A 23,880-nucleotide genomic window follows, 5' to 3' on the forward strand; every position below is an offset into this window, starting at 1 on the left:
CATGACCGACTACCCGCAGTACCGGGCGCGGCCGGCGACTGTCGAAGCCGTCCAGTTCATCCACGGTGCGTCGACCCGGACCGACATGCTCGCCTTCTGCCCCAAAGCGAACATCGGCTCACCATGGGAAGACACCGACGACACCGACATTCGATGGTTCTTCGTCCCGTGCCGCGGTGACGGAGAGGTCCGTGACGGCGACTGGATCCTCCGCGCCACGGACGGCACCTACACCGTGTGCCGCGAAGACGACTTCGCTCGCCGATACGAACATATCGCGCGCACTGATCCGCAGATGACCGAGGCCGACCGGATGGCGTGTGAGTGGTCGGACTACCGCAAGGACTGCGCGGACGGCCTCGATCCGAATACCTTCCGGCACGTCCACGAGGCGTTCAAGGCGGGTTGGGAAGCGGCCAACGGCAAGACCTTCGAGCCAGGAGTACTGCGTTGATCAGCCTTTGGTGGTCGTTCACTCTCACGACGATCGGTGTGACCGGGCTGTTCCTCGTCTTCGGGCGCCCGAACTCGCTCATCGGCCCGATCATCGGACTCGCTGTCCAAGCTCTCTGGACCGCCTACGCCATCGCCACCGGCCAATGGTGGTTTTTGTTGTCCGCCTTCACGTACGGCGCAGCCAACATCTACGGGCTGTCTAAGCGGCGGAAGGCGGCCACCGATGGCTGACCCGTGCCCGTTCTGCGAGATCCTCGAACACGGTGCGCCCGCAACCATCGTTGCCGAGTGGCGCGAAGCTATCGCGATCACGCCACTCAACCCTGTCACCGACGCGCACATTCTCGTCATCCCTCGAAAGCATGTCGATGACGCGACAGTGGATCCGATCCTCACTGGCATCGTGATGAAGTACGCCGCTGAAGTCGCGGACGCGGTCAGCCCGGCGAACATCATCACGAGTATCGGCGCCGAAGCCACGCAAACGGTGTTCCACCTGCATGTGCATGTGGTGCCGCGGCGTCACGGTGACGGTCTGCACCTGCCCTGGACCGGACAGAAGGTGGTCAGCACATGACGAACGGTGAACGGCTCGACGCGTTCCTCGAACGACACTGCCGCGGCATCGTCGACCTGAGCCCTGGCGATCGCCGCTATCCACGGATCCAAGTGAGAGCAGTGTGTGCTGCGAACCGGCGCGCACAGGGCTGGGCGGTGGTCGTGACCTCCGGCATTCACGGCTACGAGATCGCCTACTTCCGGTCCTGGCGGGTTGCGGTCTTGTTGGCCTTCGACACCGCCAACTACCTGCGCACCAAGGAGTCAGCATGAGCGTCGTCACGTCCCGTACCCGCACAGTCACCCACCACGAATGGTTGGTGCCCGTCCCCGCCGCGGCCGGCGACTTCCTCGAAGCTGTCACGTTCGCACGCAACCGGTACGCCGAGATCCACGGCCGAGCCTCCACCTACGACGACTGGGCGCACATCACCCACGACGACGACAACGTCATCATCGGATTCACGACCGAGCAACGAGCATGAACACCCGAACCCGTACCGCCGCCGCGGTTCTCACCCTGTCCTTGTTCGCCGGCCTCGGCACCACTGCCTGCTCGAAGCAGCAGCGTTGGTGCGAGCTCGACCAGGGCGATGTCCTTGTCGCGAACTCGTACTGCGAACAGAACGTCGCCGGGTACGAGTGGGAACCCGACCACGACAAGCCGAAGCACAAGAAGAAGCCGAACAAGTCAAAGGCCAAGCACTGATGCGCATCAGGCGCTGGGGCGTCGCCGAAGCGCTCAGCGAAAGCGACAACGCGCAACCCGGCGGTGAAGCAGCGCACCGACGGTGGCCGCGTTCATACACCGGCGCCGGGGGCATCAGGGGTGGCCCAGTGCCCCACTAGCCGCGTCTTGCGGTCCTTGAACCGAGGTTTTTGGTCGCCAGGGAGCAGCCGTTGAACCAACGTCGCAGCCTGATTTGATGTCCCGATAGGCAGGGTCACCCGAAGGTCAATCCACTCTGCTGGGAGCAAGGTGAGGCCAAGCTCGTGAGGAACCTCGACACGGACGTCCATATGGACGATGTCGGGCGCGAGCGCGACAAGTCCCGAGGGACGTGCAGTAACGCCATACGGGTTGATGGGCTTTTGCGTTGAACCGAAACCGTTTTCGGCCGTGGGGGCCGCCAACGACGGCGTCCAGAAGGTTATGTCGGGACAGTCGATCACGTCACCGTTGCTTGTCGTCAGGGTCATTCGCTGACGATGCTTCGCGAAGAGGATGTGAACGCCGGGTCGTGTATCGATCAGGAGGGTCCCCTCCATGGACAGGCGCAACGGGGGAGGCGATACGGTGGCTTCCGCCTCGTCGTACACCTCGATGCTGCCGTCCACCATCTCCAGCCCTGGCACCGCAGCCGAGGCGCTCAAAATCGAAAGCAGTTCAGCGCGCGTCGCAGTGCGCGTGCCAGTTCCTTGCCTCCACGGAACTGCGGCCGTCACCCATCCACCCTTCTCTGTCGTCACAAGGAAGGGCGCTTGATCGGTCTCGAACCGCAACGCAAATACTGAGCCGTGGTCGGTGACGACCCGCAGCACGCTGAGCTGGGGTGCAACACCGAAGGCGAACTCGGCCTGGGTTTGCATCCACCAGGTGTTCGGATCGGTGTCATCGAGAGGAACGATCTCATTCTTCTTCTCGCCGAGGCCAACGATCCATAGGATCGGATGCCCGCCCGCCGCGTTGGCCATGCCTGCCAGTTGGACGGCGTTCTTGGGGTCCGGCCATCTGCCCTTGGCTTCGACGTGGTCGTCTTCGACCTTGCCGCCGGCGATGACGTGGTTGACGATCTCGTTGACCCTGATCTCGATCTGGACCTTGTTCACGACCGCCAAATGTACAGGGTGCGTGGTGGCGGTGCCATCGAATTTGTGTCGGACTAATTTGTCGTTCGGGTTTGACTCGTGGAGCGACAATCGGGAATGTGAAGAACCGAATGGGGGCGTAATTGGCCCCAGCACCGTATTACTCCGACGAGTACGTGACCCTATTTTACGGCTCATGCCTCGACCACGATGAATGGTTAGGCGCCGACGTCCTTGTTACCGATCCGCCCTACGGAATGTCCTACACCGGGCGCGGCGGCGGCAAAACATTGATCGTCGGCGACGACACCACCGAAATCCGCGACAAAGCATTCCAACGCTGGCAAGAACACAACCCCGACGCACCCGCGCTCATGTTCGGCACCTGGCGCGTACCGCGGCCCCCGAACATCAAACTCGTCCTCGTCTGGGACAAAACCGACGGGTCCGGCCCCGGAATGGGCGACCTGTCCTGCGCGTTCGGCAGCAGCCACGAAGAGATCTACCTGTGGGGCAAATGGCCCCGCGGCACACACAAACGCATCGGCAGCGTCCTGCGCACCAACGTGTCACCCTCGGCGCTGTCGCGGAAGATCGGGCACCCCACCCCGAAACCGATCGGGCTCATGGAACTGCTCATCCAACGGTCTATCCCCGGCGCGACGATCGCCGACCCCTTCGCAGGCTCAGGATCGACGCTGGTAGCAGCCCAAAACCTCGGTAGGAAAGCGATCGGGGTCGAGCTCGACGAACGCTACTGCGAACTCATCGCGAACCGCCTGGACCGAGGAATCCTCGACCAGGCAGCCTGAACCCCGCCCGTCACGCGAACCGCAGCAACCGCCAAGTCCCATACCGGGCCGTCGCAGCCTCCCACGCCTCACGCGCAACAGGGCCCGCGTCCCCGCCGAAATCGACATCATCGAAGTACTCGACACCATTGGCCTCATCGAGGTACGGGCGGCCCTGGGGGTCGACCTCTTCGAGAATGTACTGCGCCATGGTGTCCTCCTCCGTCGCGTCTTGCCTGGTAGGACCAAGTAACGCTCTGCTCTGGGGGACAAGTCAAGCGGTCACGCACACTCCGGGCAGAACGCCACCAGTGCATACCCGTGCTGGCACTTCGCTGCCGCCGCGATCGGGTATCCGCGCCCGTTCAGGAACCACGCCGTGTAGGTGTCGACGTCCGCCGCGGTCACCGGGCGCGCCAACACCTCCGCCGGCGGCTCCGGAATGTCCCGATGGTGTTCGAACCGGGCCTGGGCGTCTTCACGGCTCGCCGCCCACACCGGCACACCGCAGGAATCGCACACCCCGGAGAACACCGTGGCCCCGTCAATGTAGGGCTTCTCGGTGATCGTGATGCTGCAATCGTCACTGCTCACTGCCTGTTTACTCCTCACTATAATTCGACACTAATAATCGAATTAGGAAATCGAATTAGTGTAGCGAAATAGTGTATCGGGAAGCAATACGGTCTGTACCGCCCCGGATACGATCACGGACGTGACGGAAGCAATGGGCGAACTGAAGAATGCGACACGAAAATATCGGCGCTTAAAGAAGAAATACGAAGAAGCGCGCGAAGAGGTAATCGCTGCGTCACTGAAAGCGTTGCAAGAAGGCAACGAACCAGCCGACGTCGCGACAGAGTCACCGTTCTCCGCTGGCTATATTCGGACGATCGCCCGCGACGCAGGCGTGGAACCGTCGAAGCGTGGCGTGAAACCGCGCCGCGAGTAGCGTTCGGCCGCGCGGCCCCCGGTACCCGCGCGGCCGAACCTCAAAAACCGGGTTTTACACGCCCTCGAGAATGAGTGTGTGACCCCAGACGTAGACATCAGCGCCGTATTCGACGTCGAATACATGCCCCTCGGCGCACCCGGCGAAGGAATCGCGGTCCGGGTTCCCGCCATTCCTGGTTGGCGAGCCGACGTCGCTGCCGAACTCGATGTCGCCAGTGCCGTGATATGGCTCCTCGCCCGCCGATTCGGCGTCGAACGACGCGAAATCGCCGTCCGTGTCCGCCGCGTCGACACCTTTCTCCGGTCAGAGCTGAGCGCTCATGTCTGACCTCGACATCGACGACCTCGTCGGCGCATGGCACGACCTCGGCGACCCGCGCCCATTGCACGAATACCTCGGGATGTCGCTCTGGCTGTACAAGGCGTGGGTCGAGCACCCTGATTGGTTCGCCACCGTATCGACCTTCGACGACTTGGAGACCCACCTCCGCGAGAACTCCATCCACCATCTGTTCGTCACAGGTGAACTCGCTGACCAGGCGCGTGCACGGCTGAACGGCACACCAGATGGTCGAGTATGGATCAGCCTTGCATTTGACCACGCGCGCCTCGAACGCGTCCTCTGCATCGACCACGTGGCCACCACGGGACACATCACCGACCTGACAATCGCGTTGCCGCGCCACAGCAACAACTTCGCGGCGGTGCGCGCATGGTTCAACGGCGACCCCGACTGGCTTGCCGAAGCCAACCGAATCGACCACGAAGACTGGGAAGCGCGCCCGAAGGTCACCATCACCCTGGCCGAAGCACTAGCCGCAGCGGCAGACGTCGGCGGTCGTGATCTGTGGCAAGCCATCCGGGACGGGATCTTCCCTCAGCATGGCGCGTGGATCGAAGCGACGTTTGCGTCCCCTCCCGCTGGCATGTACGACCTGTGGGAACGCGCAGTCGATGTCATGTTCCCGATCCTGGGGATCGACGAGACCCAGTTCGAGTGTGAGTGCCCTGAGCACCTGACCGAGTCGCAGCGTGAGGGGTGCCGGTGGTGTAACCGGTACGGCGAGACCATGTACCTGTTCGCCGACACCGCGGTGTGGACTTCGCGCAGCGAAGAAGAAGTGGTTTCGCGGCTGCGGGCCGCAGCGGCGCAAGTCGCAAGCGAAAGCGGTGACAGCGATGCCTGACCGCGACATCGTGGACGCCATCGACGAACTCGTCGACTGGCAAATGTCCAACCACGCAAACCGGTCTGGCTACGACCACAACGTCAACCAGGCCACATGCCCGCACACGTGGTGCGACGCCGACTGGCACGGGCTCGCGATCACCCTCCGAATGCACGCGATGCGAAGCCGCGGCCGAGTCGACCCCGACTACAGGTACGACCAGGACGACAGCGAAGTCCTATGCCCTGGGTCGGGATTCGTCGGCGAGTTCACGCCACCAGTCAACCGCCCGAAACCCGGTCCGCCGCAGCAAATGCCGACCATCAACGAACTGCTAATGGCCGCCTACTCCATGTTCGGTGATCTGGCGATGATTGGCGGGCTGCCGGATGTCTGGAATGTGCCCGACGACCCCATGAATTCGGACGCGTGGCTGGCGGACGCTCCCCGGTGGTGGCGGTGCGACGACACCACCGGTGTGCGCGCCAACGTGGTCGACCTCATGCGCAACGATTTCGAGGACTTCCACGCCCCTGATCGTGTCGGGTTCTGGAACCACCGCTGGGTTCTGGTCACCGACCGCGAGGAGATCGAACTCTACGCGGACCGGGAGAACCCGAATCCGTGGAACCGTGGCGTGACACCCGGCGGCCGACCATGGTTGGAGATCTACACCAGCACACCTCCGAGCGCTGGTGTGTGGCGGCCGGTGCATGGTGTCGTCGACCTGGCGGACATCACTGCTCTGCAAAACCTTCGATGCACCACGCAAGTCGGTGGAGGAATCTGGGTTCGAAGCGACATCGTTGCCCGCCAACTCCAAGCCGAGCTGCAGCGCGCCGCCCGAGAACACCTCCCCGGCACCGTAATCCACCTTCCGGAAATGGTCGTCAGCTCCGGTTCGCCAACGCCCTCGGAAGCTATGGCCGACCGGTACCCAGTGACCGCCCAGTGGGTACCGCAGCCGGTCGGGGGAGTGCTGGAGGGCGGACACGCGCACGGGCGCCCCGTGGAGACCAACGTCGAGCGCGTGGAAACCGTGGCTCCGGCCATGTTCTCGCTGGTCGACTGGCGAGACCCCCGCCCAACAGTGGACCTGATGCGCGTCACCTACGAGCGCGCCGCCTACGACACGGTCACCCGCCGCTGGGTCTACCGGCCGCGGCGACCAGCACCCCGCGCAACCGTTCACGTGCGAAGGGCGGGCGAGGACGGCTGGCAGGAACTCGGCACCACCGATGCGACCGCAATCCGATTCACCCCAGGAGACCAAGCAGCATGACCGACACCTTCATTCGCCTCACCAGCGGTGACGAACCGTTCTACGTCAAGGCCAGCAAGATCGACGCTGTCGGTGCACATCCCGAATGGAAGCCTGGCAACCCGGGGGCGCGGTCGCTCGTCATCGTCGGCGGCGACCAGATCCAGTGCGACGAGAAGCCCGACAGCATCATCGACACCCTCAACGCCAACGTGATCGAGGTCGACCCCGCGTGAGCATCGCTGAAGACGATGACACCTATCTCGACGGGTACGAGAGCCGCGGTCTCATCCAGTTGATCCCTCCGACATTCCTCCCAGCCAGGAGCACCACCATCGCCACCGATCTGTTCGATACCCCGTACGCGCGCGCCATCCTCTTCGGCCTGCAGCGCAAGCACGTCTACCAGGGCACCGTCCCCGACGACGAGAAGGCCCGCCGGCGCGCGCGCAACCGTGCCGCCCGCAAAGCCCGTAAGGCACAGCGCCGCTGATGGCCCGGTCCACGCACATCTACGTCGTCACCATCGTGGGTGGCGGCTGGCAGGAAATAGCCGCCGCGTTCACCGTCAAGCACGAGCTCGTGACGTGGCTGCGCGCCAACCCCGCGACCGACTACCGCGTCACCCGCCTCAACGACGGCGCACACACGGGCAACCACATCACCGAACTCGACATCACGGAGCTCCTCGCATGAACAAGAAGATCCTCGCCACCATCCTCGCCGCGGCCGGTGCCCTCGCCCTGACCGGCTGTGCGACCGACGCCGACGTTGTGTCGAAGAACATCAGCAAGGCCGCCGACCAGTTCGAGATCGGGCGCCGGGTCGTGTTCGTCAACGGCATCACCGACAAATACCTCCTCAGCGTCGAGGGCCGCTGCAACATCGCCGACGACGGCAACCAGCTCGAGGTGGTGTGCAAGACCTCGGGCGGCGAGTACAAGAAGCACTTCCTCGGCCTCTCGGACAACGTCACCTACTTCGTCGAGCAGCTGGAATCGGCGAACGTCTCGGCCGACCACTACAAGGTGATCTTCAAGCCCGAGGCGATCATCCCCGACATCGACCGCCCCTAACCATGGTCGACGACACGGCACGGGTGGTGCTGTTCAGCGAGTGGGTGGACTACGCCGAGAAGCGCGCCAACCCGCGGGCCGAAGCGTACGGTGTGCTCGCCCAAGAGATCCGTACCCGGTTCGGCGCCAACAAGCACGCCGCGGTGTGGCTGTCCGAAGAATCGGACGGCTGCGAATGCTGCGGATACACCCACGAATGGGTCATCGAATGCGGGGAACACCGGTCCACGATCGACATCGACGACGGCTACGAACTCTCGGACTACGTCGACTGGCTCGCCGAGCCCCAACGTCGCGCGAAAGCCCGCGCCGAAGCCGAGGCCCGCGCCGCTGAAGCGAAAGCGCAGGCTGATGCCGCGATCAACGCCTACACCAGCGGCATCATTGCCGCACTGAATGCCGTCGAGGCCGAGGGCTACACGTCCGACCAGGACTGGCACGACAAGCTGATGGTTCGCCTGGGCGTCAAGAACGTTGGGGAGGCGGCGTGACTGCGATGACTGATTGGCAGCCGACCAAGTGGTGGGCGGCATTCGACGAGCATGGCCTGATCGCGTACGAGGGCATCGACGAGTCCGCAGTGCGCGCGTACGCCGAACCGGCCGGCCACACGGTTCGGCGCCTGTGGCAGCGCACCGACAGCGAATGGCGGCCCGAATGAGGACCTCGCGCGACGTAATTCGCGCCATCGACAACAACAACCAGCCAGGGAGCTGACCATGGGAATCTTCACCCGTACCCCCAGCCAGACGACCGCACAGGTCGCCAACGACATCAATGCCGCGGCGCGCACCGTCACCCTCGTCAAAGGCAGCGGGCCTGCCGTCTCCCGCACGCGCGTCGAGTCCGCCGGTGTCGACCTGGCGAAGAAGTTCGACAAAGCCGGAATCAGCTTGTCGAAGGCCGGTCTCGACGGCATCCGCGCCGAAGCCGTCATGATTCTCGACCACTCCGGCTCGATGGGACCCGGTTACCGCGGCGGCATGGTCCAGACCCTCGTGGACCGCGCGCTCGCGTTCGCGTTGCAGATCGACGTCGACGGCAAGATCCCCGTCATCCCGTTCGACTCGAAGGTGTGGCCGACCGTCGAGGTCGACCTGAACAACTTCCGGGACGTCGTGAACCGCAGCATCTTCCGCCCGCAGCAGATGGGCGGCACCTACCTCGCCCGCGCGCTGCAGGTCGTGCTCGACATGGCGAAGACCACGACCGCGCCGATCTACCTGATGATCGTCACCGACGACGACCCGTCCGACCGCGACCAGGTGACACACCTCCTGCAGGAGTTGAAGCGCTACCCAGTGTTCGTCAAGGTCCTCACGCTCGTGCCCGCGCCCTACTGGGACCGGATGGACGACCTCGAGGTGCCCGGCCTGATCGACAACCTCGACGCCAAACAGATCCTCGACCCCGCGGGCATCACCGACCTCGCCTTCGCCGACGCCATGGTCGACGAGTGGCACACCTGGGTCCACGACGCGAACGCCGCCGGCATTCTCGTGTGAAGCGGCTGCTCGTCACCGGTAGTCGTGAATGGGTCGACCGGCTGATCGTCAGGGACGCGCTCGCCGCGGCATGGCGGCACCTGCAGCCCGGCCCGATCATCCTCGTCGAGGGCGAGGCCGAGGGCCTCGACAGCATCGCGGCCGACATCTGGGGAAGCGCAGGGTTGCCGATCGACCCGCACCCGGCCAACTGGGATCACTGCGACCCGACCTGTCGGCACGCGTCGCGAACCCGCCGCGACGGCTCCCCCTACTGCCCGGCCGCCGGCCCGCGTCGCAACCTCGAGATGATCCGCGCCGGCGCCGACCTCTGCCTCGCGTTCCCGCTCGGCAAGTCGATCGGCACCCAGCACTGCATGCGGCACGCCCGCGCCGCCGGAATCCCTGTATGGGAATGGGGACTCGGCGGGCGAGTTTCCTAGCAATTTTCCGGCATCGAGAAACTTGTCACTGGTCGACCGTACGATCGAGAGGTCAAGCGTTTCCGCTCAGAAGGAAGAGGCATCGGTGAGCAACATCATCACCATCCCCGCAGCTGAACTCGGCAACTACGTCGGACAGAACTTCATCGGCCACGGTGTACTCGCGTCCGGCGGTCTCGTCTCGCCCGGCGAAGACATCGTCGTCGCGACATTCGGCGACGGGTTCGGGCGCGCCGAACGGACATTCATGCCGACGGAACAACTCCAGGTCGAGATCGCCGACTAGCTGCGCCCAAACGCGCATGTCAAGATGCGACGACCCCCGGAGCCACCTCTCGGGCTCCGGGGGCGTCGACTATCTCCCGCGTTCCATTCCGCGATCCCGGCCTTTCTCGGGACCTTCCCGGCCACGAGTGCGCCGCCCGTCAGGATTGCGCTCCTGCGCCAGCGCCCGCTGCTGTATCAGCTCCTGCCGCTTCCGCTCCAGATCCTCACGCGACAACGCCACCGCCGGCGCCGCATACCCCCGGTCCATCGCCTGCCGCGCGTACACCAAATCCAGGCTCACACCCTTCTCGACCAGGTGAAGTTGCACAGCAAGCGCGACCTCCGGGCTGCGCTTGTCCACCCACCGGTCACCATCACCCACCGCGACCACGAGGGCATGGGCCTTGTCGTCCGCCCGCGCCTCGCCGCGTGCAATCGCATCGACCACGCGCGCGTCGATACCCCGCGCAGCCAGCTGCTGCGCGTCCAGGCGCAAGATGTTCGCCAGTTCCGGCGCTCGTTCCTTGCCCTGTTCGAGCGCGGCCCGCTCCAGGCTCTTGTTGTGGGAGTCGACGATCCGCGCCATCAACTCCCGGTTCTCCCGCTCCCGCGCCTCAGCTTCGCGGGTCTGGGCCTGCTCACGGGCCTCGCGCTCGCGGACGGTCTGCTCGGCCGCCCGCACATGCTCGACCGTGACCGCTGCGCCTGGGTCGTCGCGTTGCTGGGCAAGCACGAGTTCGGCGACCTCGCGATGCATCGCCGTCGGTAGTGCCAACCCGGCCAACACCTCCCGCTCCAACACGGCCTGGGCCTTGCCCTCACGGTGCTGCCCCAAGTGCACCATTCCCGCCATCGCACGAGCGATCTCCGGATCTACACCCGGCAACTCCAACTGCTTCACCACGGTCTTGGCGGGCACCTGCGCACGCACAGCAGTCACCGCAGACAGCACAACCTCACGATCCACACGCTCCAGCTGCGCCACCAGGGCTTGGTGGCGGACCTCCCGTTGCTGGGCCTGGACCTGCTCGACAATCTGTGCTTCCTTCAACCGCAACCGGGCGGCGTCGCGGGCAATCTTGTCTTGGCGCTGGGTGATCTCCGCGTCCACCGTGATCAGATTGGCCAGATCCGCGCGCGCCCCGACCAACACCTCCAGCCGCATGGGCCGACCTTGTTCCTTCGCGCGCTCGATCTCGCGCGTGAACAGCTCCAGCGCGCGCGGCGCGGTGCGCAACTCCGGGGCATCCCGCACCTTCTCGATCAGGTGACCCAGCTTCTCGATCGTCTTCGCCCGCACGATCGGTCGGCCGGCCTCGACCGCGCGCTCGAACTGCGGCTCTGACAGCTCGACAACCACGAACTTGCCGGGGTAATCCTTCGCGAGCTGTTGGGCTTCACGCATCACCGCGGGATGCGGCGGCCGTTCCGCCCGGACGATGTATTCGCTGCGCTCCTTCGTTCGCCCGGACTCCAGAAGCAGGCGTTCCTTTTCGAGCTGTTTGAGCCCATCGGTCTCGCTGACCGAACCGGCCTTGAACTCGGCGGTTATCTGCACGACTTTCTGCCCGAAGCGCTCGACAACGAGCGCTGCGTCGTGGCGTCGCAGTCCGGCCGTCGTCTGCTGCTGGTGCTCGTTGTGCCAACCAGTCTCGGGTGTGCGCCCCTGGAGCGTCTGGTGCCCGTGCATGAGCATGTCGTGCAACAGTTTCTGGTCGCCGAACATGTCGACTTGGCGTTGCCAGTCCAGGGGTGCCCTGATCTTGTCGAGCTGAGTAGCGGCCTCGGCGATCTTCGCCATGACGTAGAGACGGTGCCCGTCGTCTCCGGCTTCGGTCAGTCCTCGGTCAGTGCGCGGGACGTAGTCGTGGTCGTCGGGCTGAGGGCCGGTCATCCCAGGCCCCCACTGTCAGAGCGGTTAGCTCGCGTGCACGGTGTGTGTGCGGGTCCACTCGGCGAGGCGGTGCAGTTGTTCGGCGAGCCATCCCGGTCGTCGATCGAAGATGACGTCACGGATCGACTCGGCCGGGTCGATGTAGAATATATGGCCGGGCAGTTCCAGCGCGGGCCCGACCGGGTTGCCTTCCAGGATTTGCACCCACACCCACTTCCCGGCGCCGATGGTGCGCAGGTAGGTGTGTCCGATGCCGCGAGCACACAGCGCCAGATATGCCATCTCGTCGTCTGTGGCGGTCGCGGACGGGATGGGCATACGTTCCATCGCGGCGCGCTCGATGGCCGCCAACCCCTCGACGGTCCACGGATCGTCGAGTTCAGCGAGACCGGGGGTGATGCTGATGAGGCGGGCGAGGTCTTCGGACTCGGCGGCCTGCCACGCCTGGAACTCAGGGCTGCGTTGCTGCTTCGCGAGTCTGCGGAGTTCGATCTCTGAATACAGTCGGTCTTCGCCCACGATGCCCTCCCGGCAAGGTTGGTGTGGTGTCGATCCGTGCAGGTTGCCAGCATATCTGTGTTCCTTCGGTGAAACAGGCAACCCCCGGAACCGCTGCTCGCAGGTCCGGGGGTCACCATCACCCCAGGCGACTTGTGACGGAAGACCTGGGGGAGTTCGGGGGTTACTGCTGGTCGACCCGCGCTGGCGGGCCAGGGTTTATACGACGGTGCCGATCGCGAGACCATCGGACGAGGGCCGCCAAGCGGGCTCACCCGAAACATGGTGTACGCGAACCAAACCCATCGCCACCAACTGATCCAGGTAGACCTCGGTGCGATGAACGGAATGGCTTAACCTGGTGGCAAAATCGGTCGTGGTAATCGGTGATGTCGGGGAGAAACGGCACAAACTGGTCAACACCCAGTCCTGGCACGGTGTCAGGCGATCCTCGCTCACCGAACCGGCGCCTTTTCCGCGCGTTCGTCGAGGACCATCAGCTTCGCCTCAACCAACGTAGTGCGAGCCCGGCGCCGAACCCGGCAAGTCTCGACACTGCATTCCAAGTGGAGTTGCATCATGCTGTGCGCCTTCTTCGTGGTCAGCACACCAGGATCCCGCTGGCAGAACAGCAACAACACGCTCACTGGTCCCCACCCCGATTCCGACGCAGAACAGGCACGACATCCCAGTCATCCCCGGCGTACCGGCTGACGCAGCCGCTGCGCACCAACATCCGCAACGCCTCATCGACCTGCTCCACCGGCGCACCCAATTCCTCTGCGATCGCTGCCGCGGTGTGCAGTCCGGCAGGCTTGAGGAAGTCGAGAACATCGACGGTGAGGGAGGCCAGGGTGCGCGCTTCGACCTTGTTCACGACGCCTGCCGAGTCCGGTACGCGCTCCACTGGCCAGAAGCGTTACGCATCGCGAGCCGCTTCGCCCGAAGCGACCTCACTGCCTGATCGATCTCGGACCGCGGGCGCCGCAGAATCGCGGCGATCGTCATGGTGTTCAACGGTCGCCCGTACGGTCTCAGCGTATTCAGAACATCGGATTCAAGTGTGGTCATGGCATCCCCTGTCGTTCCCGCTTTTGGGAGTGACTACGACGTTAAGACCGTATGGAGACTTGAATGTTCGACAAATGTTCGGAACGAACACGAGTACCGTAGGAGCCATGCAAGAGGGAGACTCCGTAGGCGCGACCATCGCGCGAATCCGCAAGCAGCAAGGACTGACCCAAGGTGTCCTTGCCCGCAAAGCCAACGTCGGGCGATCACAACTGTCAACCGTGGAGAACGGGGCTGCAGCGTCGACCGTGTGGATCGGGTCTATCGCCGAAGCCCTAGGGGTCGACGCATCAATCCTGTACGGCGACAACGAACCCCAACAAGCGCACGACATGCTGCCGATCCTGCGCCGCGCACTCGCCGCGACCGACCTTATCGACCCCAACCTCGAACCGCAGCCTATCGCCGACCTTGCCGACCAGATAGCGAAAGTCGCACGGTGGCGCAAGGACTCCCAGTACGCGAAGGTCGTCGCCGTCCTCCCGGACCTGGTCGACAGTCTGCTGGTCAGCGGAAGCGAGGACGGAGAGCCTGCTTTCGCGCTCCTCACCGAGGCATATAGGGCCGCCAATACCGTCTCCCACAAGATGGGATTCACCGACCTCAGCATGACGGCGACCGAGCGAATGGAATGGGCTGCGACCCGCGCCGGCGATCCCCTTCTCCTGGCAACCGTTTACTACGTCAAAGCCGCCACTCTGTCTCGTATGGGCGCGACGAAACACGCTCTGCGACTGTTGAACCGGGCCATGTCGGAGATCGAATACATGGTTGACGAGGACGGCACCGCCGCCGCCGTCTACTCGATCCTGCACATGCGGGCCGGGACCATCGCCGCGGCAACCGGCGACGCGGACGCTTCCCGCTCGCACCTGCGCGAAGCTGAGATCCTGGCACGCCACTTCGGTGGCGACCGGATCGTCTACGACACCCCTGTCGGGCCGACGGCGATCGACCTGTACAAGGTGTGCGCGGAAGTCGATCTCGGTGAACCGGGCAAAGCTATCGCGGTCGCGAAAGGCACCCAGTTTCCAGTCAACTACCCGAAGGAACGCCGCGGGTACTTCTGGTTGGATACTGCGCGCGCCTACTTGGCGGCTGGTCAGGTCGACGACGCGATCAACGCGCTGTACGAGTCGCGGATTGCTGCCCCGGAGCATTTCCAGCGGAGCTCACAGGCAAAGAACGTGATCAAAACGGCTGCGGCGCAGGAGCGTAGGGCATCGACCAGTCTGCGGAGCCTGGCGAACTTCGCCGGCGTTCGGGACTGACTCAGAGGGCTCGGCGTTCGTCGAACACGGTGTGTTCGCAGGCTGTGGTGGGTGGTGGCCACATGATCACTGTGTCGCAGGTTCGGCAGCGGTGTGTGCGGTGGTGTCCGCCGGCGACTGGGCAGGCCATGCTGCCGACGAGTACTCGGCCGGGTCCGAGCCTGTGGCCGTTGGGGCATAGCCAGGGTTCGGGTTCGACCCAGTACCCGGTCCGTATCTGGTAGAGGCGCCCGGGTTCGACCACGCTGCCATCGCGCAACCTCCACACGATCGAACACATGTTCGAAATTGTACCGCTCAGTACGGTTGGTTGCCCAGGTACTGCTGCAAATCAACCGGCGGCGGGTTTTCTGCACGTTCGAGCATGGCACGCATCCGATCCAGCACCGCGGCCGACGACTCACCAGGCCGGAAATTGAGATCAGGCAGCCGCAAGATTTCCAGCGCGGATCGCACATCATGCAGGCTCGGCGGGTCCGACATCTCGGCCACCAACTGCCGGTGCAGGTTGTCGGCCGTGATCGCGGTATCGGGCTCGACCATGTCGATCACGACAGCCATGACGGCTGCCTCTTCGGGCGAGATCGGGTCGACGTCGTCCACGGATCGGAGTCTAGAGGGCTGCCCGGATTTGGTCGGGGGAAACTGTGCGTGAAGTCGTCCGATATGCCGGGAGCCGGAATGCCTTCGCGCGCGTCCAACCAGGCATGGACCCCGAACTGCGAGACGCGCTCATCGAGTCCGGCCACGACCCCGACGATCCCTCAGTGCTGCAACGCCTCGCCGATGTCGACCGCGGGCTAGCCATCCTCCGCAAACGCTGGCACCTCACCCAAACCCAAACCCCACCCACCCCGTAAGATCAGATCCGCCAACCAAAAGCTTGTATCAAGCCTGCGAACGGCCGATTACCCAAATCGCGAACGCCCCCACTCCAAACATGGAGCGGGGGCGTCCGTCGTACCAGGGTCACTCGGCAGGGGCCATGAACGTCGTCCTCGCCGGCCACGGGTACGTGCCAGGCGTGTTCTCGACCGCCTGGATCAACACTCGCTCCGGGTCGCCCATGTAGTCGACTTCTAACACCTGAAACACCGTCTCACCATTCGCGTGCACACGAACACGCGCACCAACCTCGAACCTCATGCTGCTGAGCCTGCCACGTCGGTCTGACAGATCGCCCATTCCCTGAGAACAGCGAAGTCCGTGTCGACCAGGCCGCGCGCGGGGTTCACGTAGTGCAGGAGCGCGGCGCCGTCGTGGTAGTGCTCGGTGAATCGGCGGTCCCGTGTGCTGATGTCGTCGTCGACCCACGCGAACGACCGTCTCGCGGCGTGCTGGATCAGTTCGGCGGTCTTCCAGAACGTGCCATCCGGCCCGAACCTGCCAGGCGACTTCCATTCGACGACGGGTAGTTCCGGCAACCCGATCAGCGGCCCGATCATCGTGTTCGCTTCGTGCTCCCACGTGGTCGCCCAGACCAGGTCGAACACATCGGCCAAGGCGAGCAGCGCGGGACCGTGCGCCGGGTTCAACCACACCCGTAGCGGCTTCACCCGTGACGGCGGGGTGTTCGGGTGCCGTTCCAGCCACGCCGCAGGCATCAGCCGATGGGTGGCATACCCGGCCGGCCGCTTCTCCGGCTTCGCCGCGAACGGGTTGAGTACCCCATCAACATCCAGATACAGCAGGGGTCTACACATTCTCGTCGCTCCTCGACTTGTCCATGATCATGTGGCACTTGCGACACAGCCAGATCACGTCCAGCGGCCTGCTGTAGTCGACATGGGCGCCGTCTGGCTTGCATGACTTTCCGCACTCGGAGCAGGCGCTAGGGCGCACGAGCGTCCCGTTGCGGACAGCGCTTTCCACGATGCGATGGGCGGCCACTCTCTCGGGGTGGGCCTCCCGCCAAGCGTCAACCAGCGCCCGGAACTTCTCGGGCTGGGCTTCGTAGTTTGCCCGGTTGCGAGCGTTGATGGCTGCGCGGCAGCGATCGTCCGATGCTGCGCGCTGCGCCTTGCGCGCTGGACTCAGACGACGATCCCGGTCTCGCTGCCGGTACTTTTCCGGATCAGCGGCGCGACGTGCTCGCGCCGCAGCGGCATATCGAGCCTTTTGTTCAGGCGTTCGATCACTCACTGGATTGGCCCGTCGACATCGAGGTACAGCAACGGTTTCGACATCACGCACCCCTCTTTGCGCGCATCCGCGCCTTCCGTTGGGCGTCGGTCGGTTCAGTCCATACGTGCCAGTTCACGGCGGGCGCCCACCGCTGCAGGTGCTCGTCACGGTCAACACCGCAAAAGCAGCAACCATTCGGGGACGGTGTGCTCATCTCATGCGCCACGCTCGACCCCCTCCGACTCATCCATTTCGGCTTTCCACGCCAGGAAATCGGTCCAATCACTGTCAGCGTCGATGCCGTGCGCGTGCTTCAGGTACGTGTCATATATGGCTTGCAGCGTCGACGCTGCCTCCAACTCGGCGATACGAGCTCGCGAAGCCACCACTTCGACAACGAGTGCGCGGGGATCGGGCAGCGTCCAGTCCTCGGTGTCGACGATCTCGCGCAACTCGGCATCGGTCAGACGATCAGCCACGGTCGACCTCCTCGGCGGTGCTGAAGTCGTATTTCGGTCCGTACTTGCGGTCGAGGGCTTCGGCGTGTTCGGCGTGATCGGTGTGCCCGTCCCGACGCAGGGCGCGGGCGAAGGCGCGCAGTTCCTGCCGCAGTTGCTGGGCGCTTGCCTCGGGGTCAAAGGGTCGGGCGTACACGGGACTCATGCGTTATCTCGTTTCTCTTGCTGTTCGGGGTGTTTCGCTTGCGTTTGTACTCGGTGCCAGACGGGATGGGTTGCGCGGCACTCGACCTCCGAAGCTCTTGCCGGCGACGCCATGCCGCGAGGTCGGGGCGCTCGGCGGGCTGATCACTCATCGAGGTCGACCAAGAGCTCAGCGGCCAACAGCTCTGCGCCACACCCACGTCGGCAGACGACCCGGTTGTCGTCCAGCCGGTAGTCGTGGTGGTCACCGTCATGGCAGGGGAACTCGGAGTCCTCGTTGAGGACGGTCAGGTCGAAGCTCACGTCGTGCTCCCGAACGGGATCTTCGCGATCGTGTACAGGCAGAGCGGGTCCGATCCGCGAGTGCTGCACGCTACGAAGTCGGCGACACCAGGATCGCGATGGAACACGGCCTGCGGGGCAACGAACTTCACCCACTCCTCGGCCGCCTTCTTCGTCGGCACAGCCAGGAAAGGCAGATCGGAGTCGCCATCACGGGTAGCGACCTTTGAGACGATCCAAATGTGCTTCATGCCTGCGCTTTCGGGTCGATGGTGTGCCAAACACCCTGGGCATCCATGTCTTCCACGGGGTCGAACGAGCTGGTCGCGTCATGGTGGTCGGCGGGATGCTCGTCATGCGACCACCAACCCCCGGTCGGGCACTCCCACCACGCGATCGCGGCAGCGCACACGGTGCACGTCGAGACGATCACGGCAGCGCCTTCCGCTCGATATCGGCGAACTCGGCCCGCCAATCCTGCGGGCGACCGAATTCCGCAGCGTTCCGGTTGGCTTCCTTGACCGAGCGGCGGGCGCTGTCCTCGCTCGCCTTCGCGATCTCGACAGGAACGCCGTGTTTGTCGGTCCCGAGTACGCGGTAGATGCGGGGCATGTCGGTCACCGAGTCCCGATCCAGACGCGCGCGTAGTCGGCCAGGTCGTACAGCTCGTCCCACCAGGCGTCCCACTCGTCCGTGTTCTCGGCCTCGGCGAGGTGTTCGTCGACGATGTCGTGGACACCGTCGAACTCATGCGGGTCAGCATCCTTGAACCAGCGAGACTGCTTGAGACGTGCCACGATCGCGTCCCGCCGCTCGATGAACGTCATGGCGGGGTCGCGGAAGACGTCACTGAGGTCGATCTTCTCGGCCCACACCGGGCGGCCGGTCCGTCTTCGTTCCTGCGCGAGCTGGTGCGTGGCAACAATGCGGTCAACGGTGCGAGGCATGTCAGGCCCCCTGCCAGGAATCGATGTTCTGGTTGTCGACCGGGTACTTGTCGCCGGCGTCCTCGAATCTGCGCTGGACATGGTCGACCGCGTCGTCCTCGTCGAGACGCTTCTGGAGGTATTCCTCGGCGGCGCCTTCTCCGTTGATGTCGAAGTCGTCGGGCACTTCGAGCTCGTAGGTGTCGTAGCGACGAACGTCGGCACTGGTTTCGATCCTGATTCGCATGATGACTCTCTCTTTCAGGTGGTGGGGTGTTGGCGGGGTCGGTGGGGGAGCGTCGTTGATCCCGTGCCGCACGCCGTTGTGCGGTGACCCCGCCAACTGGTTCAGGGGAGGTTGAGCAGCAGGATCGTGTCGGTCACCCAGTCCTTCGCGGCGTCGCGGCCGAAGGTCCCGTGGGCGAGCGCGACATTGGTTTCGGTGCCATCAGTGGGGCTGTAGCCGATGACTGTTGCCCACTGCTCACCATCCCGGTAGAACACCACCCCGATCAGGAGTCGGTCGTCGGCGAAGAGGTCGGTGAAGTAGACCTCCCGATCAGCGGTTCCCGGCACAGGGCTGCGGGTCCAGGTGAGGAGTTTGGGGGCGAATTCGGTGCTCACGGTGGGCCTTTCGAAGTTTTGTGGCGGTTCAGGCCAAGGCGAGGCGGGCGGAAGTGCTGTCTTTGGTGCAGGTGATCAGCGCCAGATCCAGGGCGGTGAGGACGTCGCCGAGAATCTGGCTGTCGTCGGCACCCGGCTCCCTGCGGCGGTTGGAGGCCGCGAACATGATCCGGTTGACCTGCTGCCGGAAGGTTTCCAGCGGTCGCTCGTTCTGATCGCGCTGCATCGCCTGCTCTTCGGCTGCGATGCGCTTTACCACCGGGAGGATGGCCGCCCCTGCGAGCATCCGCTTCGTGCCGTCCAGGTGCTGGTTGGCGTTCGTCCACGCTTCCCAGGCAGTCTCGATCGCGGGATGGCTCTGGCAGAGCTCGTCGATGACGGCGTGGTAGCGCGGCCAGCTGTGAGCGTCGAGTGCATCGAGGGCGAGGAGCGCTTCGAGTTCGGTCAGAAGGTTGGCGGTGGTCATGATCGGACCTTTCGAGTGGTGAAACGTGGTTTGTGTGGTCAGGCTGCGACGAGGTGGGCGGTGCGGGCGTAGGCGGCCAAGCCGTCGCGGATGACCGGTTCGTCGTTGGTGTAGGCGAGGACCTGGCGGGGGCGGCCGTTGACGACCTTCCAGACCTGCACGGGTTCACGGCCTTCGTAAGCGGCGCGGTAGGCGCGCTTGATGGCCTTGCCCGCCTGTGAGGCGTAGCGGCGGATCAGGTCGGCGTCGGCGCCGAGGGCGGTCATCGCCTGGGTGACGGTGACGAACTCGCCCTTGTTGAGCAGCCCGGTCATCCAGAACCCGTTGAGGGAGCGGAGGGCGCGGACCAGGGCGACGGTCTTGGCGGCGACGAGGCGCTCGCGGATGATGCGGGCGGTAGCGAGCCGGACGGCGCGGGCCCTGCTGTAGGTGGTGGCGGTGAGGTTCATGGGGTGGGCCTTCCGGTGTCGCTTCCAAGGGGGGTGTGGTTTCTGTCACCACGATACGTGTTACGACGTAACAAGTCCAGCGTAACGTAATCTGGGTCACCATTTCGCGACAGGACAGTCCGCAAATGTGCACGTCGCCAGCAGAAATAGCCCAGGCGGCTGCGCTAAAACTATTGTCACGAATGGGTAACATTGCGTCGTGACACGTTGCTCGCGTCACGACGTGACGCGTACGTTGTGAGGTAACACACCGACTGGCACTCGGTACCACCCCAACGAAAGGCCCCGATGAACACCACCGACCCCCACCCCACCTGCGGACACGAAGACTGCGAAGCCTGGCTCGCCGGCGACGGCACCTACGTCACCTACTGCCTGTTCACCGCGGGCCCCCTGGAGGTGGCGGCATGAACACCCACACCATCGCCGCCACCCTCGGCATCAGCCCCCTCGGCATCACCGGACACCACGGCGTCATCGCCACCAACTGCCTGGACTGCGACCTGCCCGCCACCGTCTACATCGAAGCCACCGCCACCCTCCTGCGCGGCTCGATCACCGAAGACGGCCACTACTGCCGCGAACACGCCGTCGAACTCATCGCGGTATTGGACGCCCGCGACGAGGAATTCGCCATCGACGTCTACGCCCCCGAACCCGTCGCCCCCACCGCCCTCGCGGCCTGACCGGAAGGACCGACTCATGCTCAACGAAACCCAGGTTCGCGACCTCCTCGGCATCCCGGCCGACAACCGCGTCAAATACGAAACCGACTGGGATGGCAGCGACTTCAACGGCAGCGAATGCCATGAGGGCGCGTGCCGCCACGGCGACGGCACCCCCGCCTCGGTCCACATCGACTGGACCAAGCCCGGTTTCGACGAAGACACCGACGCCCCGAACTCGCTGCACTTGCAGGAGCTCGCGTTCTGCATCGACCACGCCCGCGCCGAGATCGCCGACGCCCTCAACGAAACCGCGCCGTTCGCACACGACAACGACGTGTTCATCAAGGTCGTGGTCAACGGCTGGTACCTGCGGTACGCCATGCCGTCCCAGGTCGCGGCGTGAACACCCGGCACGACGAGCGGGGCGAAACCCTTTACGGCGACGCCCCGCTCGTTGATCGCGACGGTTACGCGGTCGAAGTTATCGCCGAACCCGGCGACCAACACATGCATTTGCGGGTCTCCACCGAGCCCGCCGGCGGCGTCAAGTTGCGCGCCGACCTCCTCCCGCACCAAGTCCGCGACCTCCGCGCACGGTGCGACGCCTTCCTCAACGACCACCAGGAGAACCTCTGATGAAGACCGCAACCCTGCTCGCCGACGAAGTTGCTCACAACGAGCTCGGTGAACCGTTCCGCACCGACACCGCCGTGTACCGGTTGGATCCGCCGCTGATGATCCGTGACGGCATCGCCGATTATGTGGTCGCGTCGACTATCGACGAGTGGATCCCGACCAGCTACGGGCAACGACGCCTCTACGACACCAACCTGTTCGTGTCCGACGAGGAAGGCATGGTGTCGGACTGGGACGAACTCCACGGCTCAGGCAACAACCGCAACCACGCCGAAGCTTTGGCTGGCGCGGGATACACCATCGTTGCGGCACCGGTCGGGGCGAACGCATGAGCGCGCCCAGGCCCGACGAGATCACTACCGCCCTGGACACCCTGCGCCGGGTGCCCGGCGTCGCCGACGACACCCGACTGTCCCGAGTTCCAGAGCTGGCGTCGCCGCTGATTCAGTTCGGCATCGAACTGCGGAGGTGGATCTCGCGTGGCGTCACTCCCGATGTCGGACAGCTCATCTCGACGCTGGAGACCATGGCCGCAGCTCACGGCCTGCGCATCACCACCGACCCCGAACTCGGCGAGCTGATCCACTACCAGGTCCTGCATCCGGGCCCCTTCAACCCGCCGGAATGGAAAATCTCGCGCACGCAGCACGCAGTCGAGTATCCGCCGACCCTCAAGGGCCTTGCCGACATCGAGAGCCACATCGACTTCGGGGAGCGCATCGCGGCCGTGTACCTGCTCCCCGAAGGCGGCCAGAAGTGAACCCCGTGAGCGCGCGCACCGCCGATCCCGCTGTCGTCGCTGCCCAGTTGCGCGAAGAGCTGCTGGCCTTCGCCCACGACCTCCGCTGGTTCGGCCACACCGCCGAAGCCGCCCGCGCCGAAGCCATCGCCAACAAGTACGGAGTGTTCGATGCGGCTGCCTGACGACTGGACCGCCGAACGCAGCTCCGGCTGGTGGGAGGTCCACCACCTGATCCACGAACCGTGCGGAATGCGCACCGGCATGGCCTACGACCTCTTGGGGAGTGGCCCATTCGGCGAAAACGCTGCCCGCCAGATCGTTTTCGGACACACCTGCGAGGAGAACCAGTGAGCCGCGAAGTACGCCGCGTCCCCGTCAATTTCGACTGGCCGCTCGACAAGGTCTGGGACGGGTACCTGATGCCCGACCGGTTCGACGAAACCCCCTGCCCGGACTGCAAAAACGGGTACTCCCGCCACGCCGAGCACCTGTTCAACCTCTGGTACGGGTACGAGCCGTTCACACCCGCCGACACCGGATCCGAACCCCTCCAACCCCGTACCCCTGGCGTCTGGGCATTCGCAGAGCGGAACGTCACCAGGTCACCGGACTACTACGGCACCGGCGAGACCGCGATCTTCTGTGAAGCGTTGCGGCTCGCGAACATCTGGAACGGCCAGTGGTGCCACCACCTCACCCAAGACGATGTGGACGCCCTCGTCGCCGGCGACCGGTTGTGGGACTTCACCAGCACCTGGGCAGAGGAAGACCGCTGGCAGCCCAAGGACCCGCCTGTCCATCCGACCGCCGCCGAAGTCAACGCGTGGTCGCTGAGCGGCTTTGGGCACGACTCGATCAACGCGTCCATCGTGATCAAGGCACGCTGCAAACGCGACGGCCAACCACTCCTGTGCGGCACCTGCGGCGGCCACGGCAGCCTCGAAAAGTGGAAGTGCCAACGCATCCGCGCGGAACTGTGGGAACCGACCGAACCGCCGACCGGTGACGGTTGGCAGCTGTGGGAGACCGTGTCCGAAGGCTCCCCGGTCACCCCGGTTTTCGCGACACGCGAAGGACTCGTCGAACACCTGTCCTCGTCCGCGTACCGAAACCCGTTGACCCGGGACGAAGCCGAAGGGCTCGTCGACGCGGGCTGGGTGCCGTCAATGATCGCGACCTCGGCCGGGGTGTTGCCGGGGGAGCAGTCCGCTGGTGACTTCGCCCGCGTAGTCCACGGCATCGGCACCCAACCCGTCAGAGACTGACCTGCCCCCGAGAACCTTCCCCCCGCGACCGCGG

Annotated in this window: 49 protein-coding genes; 30 read left to right on the top strand and 19 right to left on the bottom strand. The window is 64.7% G+C overall.

The window, feature by feature from the left end; genetic code table 11:
* The first annotated feature begins 1 nt into the window (after window position 1).
* Genes ACFWFP_RS28825 through ACFWFP_RS28850 form a run of 6 tightly spaced genes read left to right on the top strand, consistent with a single transcriptional unit; the run spans window position 2 to window position 1,723 of the window.
* Window positions 2-454 carry a hypothetical protein gene (locus tag ACFWFP_RS28825; RefSeq protein WP_379300172.1) on the top strand — a complete coding sequence of 151 codons (453 nt, stop codon included), beginning with the start codon at window positions 2-4 and terminating at the stop codon, window positions 452-454.
* Window positions 451-687, top strand: a complete 237-nt coding sequence (locus tag ACFWFP_RS28830; protein WP_379300174.1) for a hypothetical protein — start codon at window positions 451-453, stop codon at window positions 685-687. The genes ACFWFP_RS28825 and ACFWFP_RS28830 overlap by 4 nt, the downstream gene beginning before the upstream one ends.
* The gene (locus ACFWFP_RS28835; RefSeq protein WP_379300176.1) at window positions 680-1,033 is read left to right on the top strand and encodes an HIT family protein; all 354 of its coding nucleotides are present in this window, start codon (window positions 680-682) and stop codon (window positions 1,031-1,033) included. Before ACFWFP_RS28830 ends, ACFWFP_RS28835 begins: the two co-directional genes overlap by 8 nt.
* The gene (locus ACFWFP_RS28840) at window positions 1,030-1,287 is read left to right on the top strand and encodes a hypothetical protein (protein WP_379300178.1); all 258 of its coding nucleotides are present in this window, start codon (window positions 1,030-1,032) and stop codon (window positions 1,285-1,287) included. The genes ACFWFP_RS28835 and ACFWFP_RS28840 overlap by 4 nt, the downstream gene beginning before the upstream one ends.
* A complete protein-coding gene (locus ACFWFP_RS28845) occupies window positions 1,284-1,499 on the top strand; it encodes a hypothetical protein (RefSeq protein WP_379300180.1) in 216 nt (71 codons plus the stop codon). Before ACFWFP_RS28840 ends, ACFWFP_RS28845 begins: the two co-directional genes overlap by 4 nt.
* Window positions 1,496-1,723, top strand: a complete 228-nt coding sequence (locus ACFWFP_RS28850) for a hypothetical protein (RefSeq protein ID WP_379300182.1) — start codon at window positions 1,496-1,498, stop codon at window positions 1,721-1,723. Before ACFWFP_RS28845 ends, ACFWFP_RS28850 begins: the two co-directional genes overlap by 4 nt.
* 92 nt (window positions 1,724-1,815) lie before the next feature.
* Here ACFWFP_RS28850 and ACFWFP_RS28855 read toward each other — a convergent pair whose 3' ends face one another.
* On the bottom strand, window positions 1,816-2,844 hold the full coding sequence (locus ACFWFP_RS28855) for a helix-turn-helix domain-containing protein (protein WP_379300184.1): 1,029 nt from the start codon (window positions 2,842-2,844) through the stop codon (window positions 1,816-1,818).
* Window positions 2,845-2,966: 122 nt separating this feature from the next.
* Here ACFWFP_RS28855 and ACFWFP_RS28860 point away from each other — a divergent pair, with 122 nt between their 5' ends.
* On the top strand, window positions 2,967-3,635 hold the full coding sequence (locus ACFWFP_RS28860; RefSeq protein WP_379300186.1) for a DNA-methyltransferase: 669 nt from the start codon (window positions 2,967-2,969) through the stop codon (window positions 3,633-3,635).
* Window positions 3,636-3,645: 10 nt separating this feature from the next.
* Here the strand turns inward: ACFWFP_RS28860 and ACFWFP_RS28865 are convergent, their stop codons facing one another.
* Entirely contained in the window at window positions 3,646-3,825 is a 180-nt protein-coding gene (locus ACFWFP_RS28865; RefSeq protein WP_379300188.1) for a hypothetical protein, read from the bottom strand.
* Window positions 3,826-3,896: 71 nt separating this feature from the next.
* Window positions 3,897-4,208 carry a hypothetical protein gene (locus tag ACFWFP_RS28870; protein WP_379300190.1) on the bottom strand — a complete coding sequence of 104 codons (312 nt, stop codon included), beginning with the start codon at window positions 4,206-4,208 and terminating at the stop codon, window positions 3,897-3,899.
* Window positions 4,209-4,329: 121 nt separating this feature from the next.
* Between ACFWFP_RS28870 and ACFWFP_RS28875 the strand changes: the two genes are divergently transcribed.
* From ACFWFP_RS28875 to ACFWFP_RS28930, 12 genes are all read left to right on the top strand, one after another.
* Window positions 4,330-4,566: a hypothetical protein gene (locus tag ACFWFP_RS28875; RefSeq protein WP_379300192.1), complete on the top strand. Its 237-nt coding sequence runs from the start codon at window positions 4,330-4,332 to the stop codon at window positions 4,564-4,566.
* 78 nt (window positions 4,567-4,644) lie between these two features.
* Entirely contained in the window at window positions 4,645-4,896 is a 252-nt protein-coding gene (locus ACFWFP_RS28880) for a hypothetical protein (protein ID WP_379300194.1), read from the top strand.
* Between the two features lie 704 nt (window positions 4,897-5,600).
* On the top strand, window positions 5,601-7,019 hold the full coding sequence (locus tag ACFWFP_RS28885; protein ID WP_379300196.1) for a hypothetical protein: 1,419 nt from the start codon (window positions 5,601-5,603) through the stop codon (window positions 7,017-7,019).
* The gene (locus ACFWFP_RS28890) at window positions 7,016-7,234 is read left to right on the top strand and encodes a hypothetical protein (RefSeq protein WP_379300198.1); all 219 of its coding nucleotides are present in this window, start codon (window positions 7,016-7,018) and stop codon (window positions 7,232-7,234) included. Before ACFWFP_RS28885 ends, ACFWFP_RS28890 begins: the two co-directional genes overlap by 4 nt.
* The gene (locus tag ACFWFP_RS28895) at window positions 7,231-7,491 is read left to right on the top strand and encodes a hypothetical protein (RefSeq protein WP_379300200.1); all 261 of its coding nucleotides are present in this window, start codon (window positions 7,231-7,233) and stop codon (window positions 7,489-7,491) included. Before ACFWFP_RS28890 ends, ACFWFP_RS28895 begins: the two co-directional genes overlap by 4 nt.
* A complete protein-coding gene (locus ACFWFP_RS28900) occupies window positions 7,491-7,694 on the top strand; it encodes a hypothetical protein (protein ID WP_379300202.1) in 204 nt (67 codons plus the stop codon). Before ACFWFP_RS28895 ends, ACFWFP_RS28900 begins: the two co-directional genes overlap by 1 nt.
* On the top strand, window positions 7,691-8,074 hold the full coding sequence (locus tag ACFWFP_RS28905; protein WP_379300204.1) for a hypothetical protein: 384 nt from the start codon (window positions 7,691-7,693) through the stop codon (window positions 8,072-8,074). The genes ACFWFP_RS28900 and ACFWFP_RS28905 overlap by 4 nt, the downstream gene beginning before the upstream one ends.
* Window positions 8,075-8,076: 2 nt before the next feature.
* Window positions 8,077-8,565 carry a hypothetical protein gene (locus ACFWFP_RS28910; protein WP_379300206.1) on the top strand — a complete coding sequence of 163 codons (489 nt, stop codon included), beginning with the start codon at window positions 8,077-8,079 and terminating at the stop codon, window positions 8,563-8,565.
* Window positions 8,562-8,735 carry a hypothetical protein gene (locus ACFWFP_RS28915; RefSeq protein ID WP_379300208.1) on the top strand — a complete coding sequence of 58 codons (174 nt, stop codon included), beginning with the start codon at window positions 8,562-8,564 and terminating at the stop codon, window positions 8,733-8,735. The genes ACFWFP_RS28910 and ACFWFP_RS28915 overlap by 4 nt, the downstream gene beginning before the upstream one ends.
* Window positions 8,736-8,793: 58 nt before the next feature.
* Window positions 8,794-9,579, top strand: coding sequence for a VWA domain-containing protein (locus ACFWFP_RS28920; RefSeq protein ID WP_379300210.1), 786 nt, complete (start codon window positions 8,794-8,796; stop codon window positions 9,577-9,579).
* On the top strand, window positions 9,576-10,001 hold the full coding sequence (locus ACFWFP_RS28925; RefSeq protein WP_379300212.1) for an SLOG family protein: 426 nt from the start codon (window positions 9,576-9,578) through the stop codon (window positions 9,999-10,001). The genes ACFWFP_RS28920 and ACFWFP_RS28925 overlap by 4 nt, the downstream gene beginning before the upstream one ends.
* Window positions 10,002-10,086: 85 nt before the next feature.
* On the top strand, window positions 10,087-10,287 hold the full coding sequence (locus ACFWFP_RS28930; RefSeq protein WP_379300214.1) for a hypothetical protein: 201 nt from the start codon (window positions 10,087-10,089) through the stop codon (window positions 10,285-10,287).
* A 69-nt stretch (window positions 10,288-10,356) separates the two neighbouring features.
* On the opposite strand, the gene ACFWFP_RS28935 is transcribed toward ACFWFP_RS28930, so the two are convergent.
* From ACFWFP_RS28935 to ACFWFP_RS28945, 3 genes are all read right to left on the bottom strand, one after another.
* Window positions 10,357-12,162 carry a hypothetical protein gene (locus tag ACFWFP_RS28935; protein WP_379300216.1) on the bottom strand — a complete coding sequence of 602 codons (1,806 nt, stop codon included), beginning with the start codon at window positions 12,160-12,162 and terminating at the stop codon, window positions 10,357-10,359.
* Between the two features lie 24 nt (window positions 12,163-12,186).
* Window positions 12,187-12,681 (bottom strand): hypothetical protein, encoded by a 495-nt coding sequence (locus tag ACFWFP_RS28940; RefSeq protein ID WP_379300218.1) that lies wholly within the window; start codon window positions 12,679-12,681, stop codon window positions 12,187-12,189.
* A 622-nt stretch (window positions 12,682-13,303) separates the two neighbouring features.
* Window positions 13,304-13,567 (bottom strand): hypothetical protein, encoded by a 264-nt coding sequence (locus tag ACFWFP_RS28945; RefSeq protein ID WP_379300219.1) that lies wholly within the window; start codon window positions 13,565-13,567, stop codon window positions 13,304-13,306.
* A gap of 271 nt (window positions 13,568-13,838) precedes the next feature.
* Between ACFWFP_RS28945 and ACFWFP_RS28950 the strand changes: the two genes are divergently transcribed.
* Complete coding sequence (locus ACFWFP_RS28950; RefSeq protein ID WP_379300221.1) at window positions 13,839-15,002, top strand: helix-turn-helix domain-containing protein; 1,164 nt, start codon at window positions 13,839-13,841, stop codon at window positions 15,000-15,002.
* A 297-nt stretch (window positions 15,003-15,299) separates the two neighbouring features.
* Here the strand turns inward: ACFWFP_RS28950 and ACFWFP_RS28955 are convergent, their stop codons facing one another.
* Window positions 15,300-15,605 (bottom strand): hypothetical protein, encoded by a 306-nt coding sequence (locus ACFWFP_RS28955; protein WP_379300223.1) that lies wholly within the window; start codon window positions 15,603-15,605, stop codon window positions 15,300-15,302.
* A 44-nt stretch (window positions 15,606-15,649) separates the two neighbouring features.
* Between ACFWFP_RS28955 and ACFWFP_RS28960 the strand changes: the two genes are divergently transcribed.
* The gene (locus tag ACFWFP_RS28960) at window positions 15,650-15,862 is read left to right on the top strand and encodes a hypothetical protein (RefSeq protein WP_379300225.1); all 213 of its coding nucleotides are present in this window, start codon (window positions 15,650-15,652) and stop codon (window positions 15,860-15,862) included.
* Window positions 15,863-16,144: 282 nt separating this feature from the next.
* On the opposite strand, the gene ACFWFP_RS28965 is transcribed toward ACFWFP_RS28960, so the two are convergent.
* The 12 genes from ACFWFP_RS28965 to ACFWFP_RS29020 form a co-directional block, all read right to left on the bottom strand.
* The gene (locus ACFWFP_RS28965; protein ID WP_379300227.1) at window positions 16,145-16,705 is read right to left on the bottom strand and encodes an HAD domain-containing protein; all 561 of its coding nucleotides are present in this window, start codon (window positions 16,703-16,705) and stop codon (window positions 16,145-16,147) included.
* Between the two features lie 636 nt (window positions 16,706-17,341).
* The gene (locus tag ACFWFP_RS28970; RefSeq protein ID WP_379300229.1) at window positions 17,342-17,605 is read right to left on the bottom strand and encodes a hypothetical protein; all 264 of its coding nucleotides are present in this window, start codon (window positions 17,603-17,605) and stop codon (window positions 17,342-17,344) included.
* On the bottom strand, window positions 17,598-17,789 hold the full coding sequence (locus tag ACFWFP_RS28975) for a hypothetical protein (protein WP_379300231.1): 192 nt from the start codon (window positions 17,787-17,789) through the stop codon (window positions 17,598-17,600). The genes ACFWFP_RS28970 and ACFWFP_RS28975 overlap by 8 nt, the downstream gene beginning before the upstream one ends.
* A 143-nt stretch (window positions 17,790-17,932) precedes the next feature.
* Window positions 17,933-18,091, bottom strand: coding sequence for a hypothetical protein (locus ACFWFP_RS28980; RefSeq protein WP_379300233.1), 159 nt, complete (start codon window positions 18,089-18,091; stop codon window positions 17,933-17,935).
* Window positions 18,088-18,321 carry a hypothetical protein gene (locus ACFWFP_RS28985; protein ID WP_379300235.1) on the bottom strand — a complete coding sequence of 78 codons (234 nt, stop codon included), beginning with the start codon at window positions 18,319-18,321 and terminating at the stop codon, window positions 18,088-18,090. Before ACFWFP_RS28985 ends, ACFWFP_RS28980 begins: the two co-directional genes overlap by 4 nt.
* Entirely contained in the window at window positions 18,318-18,503 is a 186-nt protein-coding gene (locus tag ACFWFP_RS28990) for a hypothetical protein (RefSeq protein ID WP_379300237.1), read from the bottom strand. Before ACFWFP_RS28990 ends, ACFWFP_RS28985 begins: the two co-directional genes overlap by 4 nt.
* Complete coding sequence (locus tag ACFWFP_RS28995) at window positions 18,500-18,691, bottom strand: hypothetical protein (RefSeq protein WP_379300239.1); 192 nt, start codon at window positions 18,689-18,691, stop codon at window positions 18,500-18,502. Before ACFWFP_RS28995 ends, ACFWFP_RS28990 begins: the two co-directional genes overlap by 4 nt.
* A complete protein-coding gene (locus ACFWFP_RS29000) occupies window positions 18,688-19,017 on the bottom strand; it encodes a hypothetical protein (protein ID WP_379300241.1) in 330 nt (109 codons plus the stop codon). The genes ACFWFP_RS28995 and ACFWFP_RS29000 overlap by 4 nt, the downstream gene beginning before the upstream one ends.
* Window position 19,018: 1 nt before the next feature.
* Entirely contained in the window at window positions 19,019-19,243 is a 225-nt protein-coding gene (locus ACFWFP_RS29005; protein ID WP_379300242.1) for a hypothetical protein, read from the bottom strand.
* Between the two features lie 101 nt (window positions 19,244-19,344).
* Window positions 19,345-19,620: a hypothetical protein gene (locus tag ACFWFP_RS29010; protein ID WP_379300244.1), complete on the bottom strand. Its 276-nt coding sequence runs from the start codon at window positions 19,618-19,620 to the stop codon at window positions 19,345-19,347.
* A gap of 28 nt (window positions 19,621-19,648) precedes the next feature.
* Entirely contained in the window at window positions 19,649-20,086 is a 438-nt protein-coding gene (locus ACFWFP_RS29015) for a hypothetical protein (RefSeq protein ID WP_379300246.1), read from the bottom strand.
* Window positions 20,087-20,124: 38 nt separating this feature from the next.
* On the bottom strand, window positions 20,125-20,535 hold the full coding sequence (locus ACFWFP_RS29020; protein WP_379300248.1) for a hypothetical protein: 411 nt from the start codon (window positions 20,533-20,535) through the stop codon (window positions 20,125-20,127).
* 288 nt (window positions 20,536-20,823) lie between these two features.
* On the opposite strand from ACFWFP_RS29020, the gene ACFWFP_RS29025 reads away from it, so the two are divergent.
* From ACFWFP_RS29025 to ACFWFP_RS29065, 9 genes are read left to right on the top strand one after another with little or no spacing between them, the layout of a single operon-like run.
* On the top strand, window positions 20,824-20,946 hold the full coding sequence (locus ACFWFP_RS29025) for a hypothetical protein (RefSeq protein WP_379300250.1): 123 nt from the start codon (window positions 20,824-20,826) through the stop codon (window positions 20,944-20,946).
* Window positions 20,943-21,221: a hypothetical protein gene (locus ACFWFP_RS29030; RefSeq protein WP_379300252.1), complete on the top strand. Its 279-nt coding sequence runs from the start codon at window positions 20,943-20,945 to the stop codon at window positions 21,219-21,221. The genes ACFWFP_RS29025 and ACFWFP_RS29030 overlap by 4 nt, the downstream gene beginning before the upstream one ends.
* 16 nt (window positions 21,222-21,237) lie before the next feature.
* On the top strand, window positions 21,238-21,606 hold the full coding sequence (locus tag ACFWFP_RS29035; RefSeq protein ID WP_379300254.1) for a hypothetical protein: 369 nt from the start codon (window positions 21,238-21,240) through the stop codon (window positions 21,604-21,606).
* Window positions 21,603-21,839: a hypothetical protein gene (locus ACFWFP_RS29040; RefSeq protein WP_379300256.1), complete on the top strand. Its 237-nt coding sequence runs from the start codon at window positions 21,603-21,605 to the stop codon at window positions 21,837-21,839. The genes ACFWFP_RS29035 and ACFWFP_RS29040 overlap by 4 nt, the downstream gene beginning before the upstream one ends.
* Window positions 21,839-22,171, top strand: a complete 333-nt coding sequence (locus ACFWFP_RS29045; RefSeq protein WP_379300258.1) for a hypothetical protein — start codon at window positions 21,839-21,841, stop codon at window positions 22,169-22,171. Before ACFWFP_RS29040 ends, ACFWFP_RS29045 begins: the two co-directional genes overlap by 1 nt.
* Complete coding sequence (locus ACFWFP_RS29050; protein WP_379300260.1) at window positions 22,168-22,599, top strand: hypothetical protein; 432 nt, start codon at window positions 22,168-22,170, stop codon at window positions 22,597-22,599. Before ACFWFP_RS29045 ends, ACFWFP_RS29050 begins: the two co-directional genes overlap by 4 nt.
* The gene (locus ACFWFP_RS29055) at window positions 22,596-22,763 is read left to right on the top strand and encodes a hypothetical protein (protein ID WP_379300262.1); all 168 of its coding nucleotides are present in this window, start codon (window positions 22,596-22,598) and stop codon (window positions 22,761-22,763) included. Before ACFWFP_RS29050 ends, ACFWFP_RS29055 begins: the two co-directional genes overlap by 4 nt.
* On the top strand, window positions 22,750-22,932 hold the full coding sequence (locus tag ACFWFP_RS29060; RefSeq protein ID WP_379300264.1) for a hypothetical protein: 183 nt from the start codon (window positions 22,750-22,752) through the stop codon (window positions 22,930-22,932). Before ACFWFP_RS29055 ends, ACFWFP_RS29060 begins: the two co-directional genes overlap by 14 nt.
* Complete coding sequence (locus tag ACFWFP_RS29065) at window positions 22,929-23,846, top strand: hypothetical protein (RefSeq protein WP_379300266.1); 918 nt, start codon at window positions 22,929-22,931, stop codon at window positions 23,844-23,846. Before ACFWFP_RS29060 ends, ACFWFP_RS29065 begins: the two co-directional genes overlap by 4 nt.
* Window positions 23,847-23,880 lie beyond the last annotated feature (34 nt).

The sequence above is a fragment of the Nocardia sp. NPDC060249 genome (genome assembly GCF_042728755.1).
Lineage (GTDB): Bacteria > Actinomycetota > Actinomycetes > Mycobacteriales > Mycobacteriaceae > Nocardia.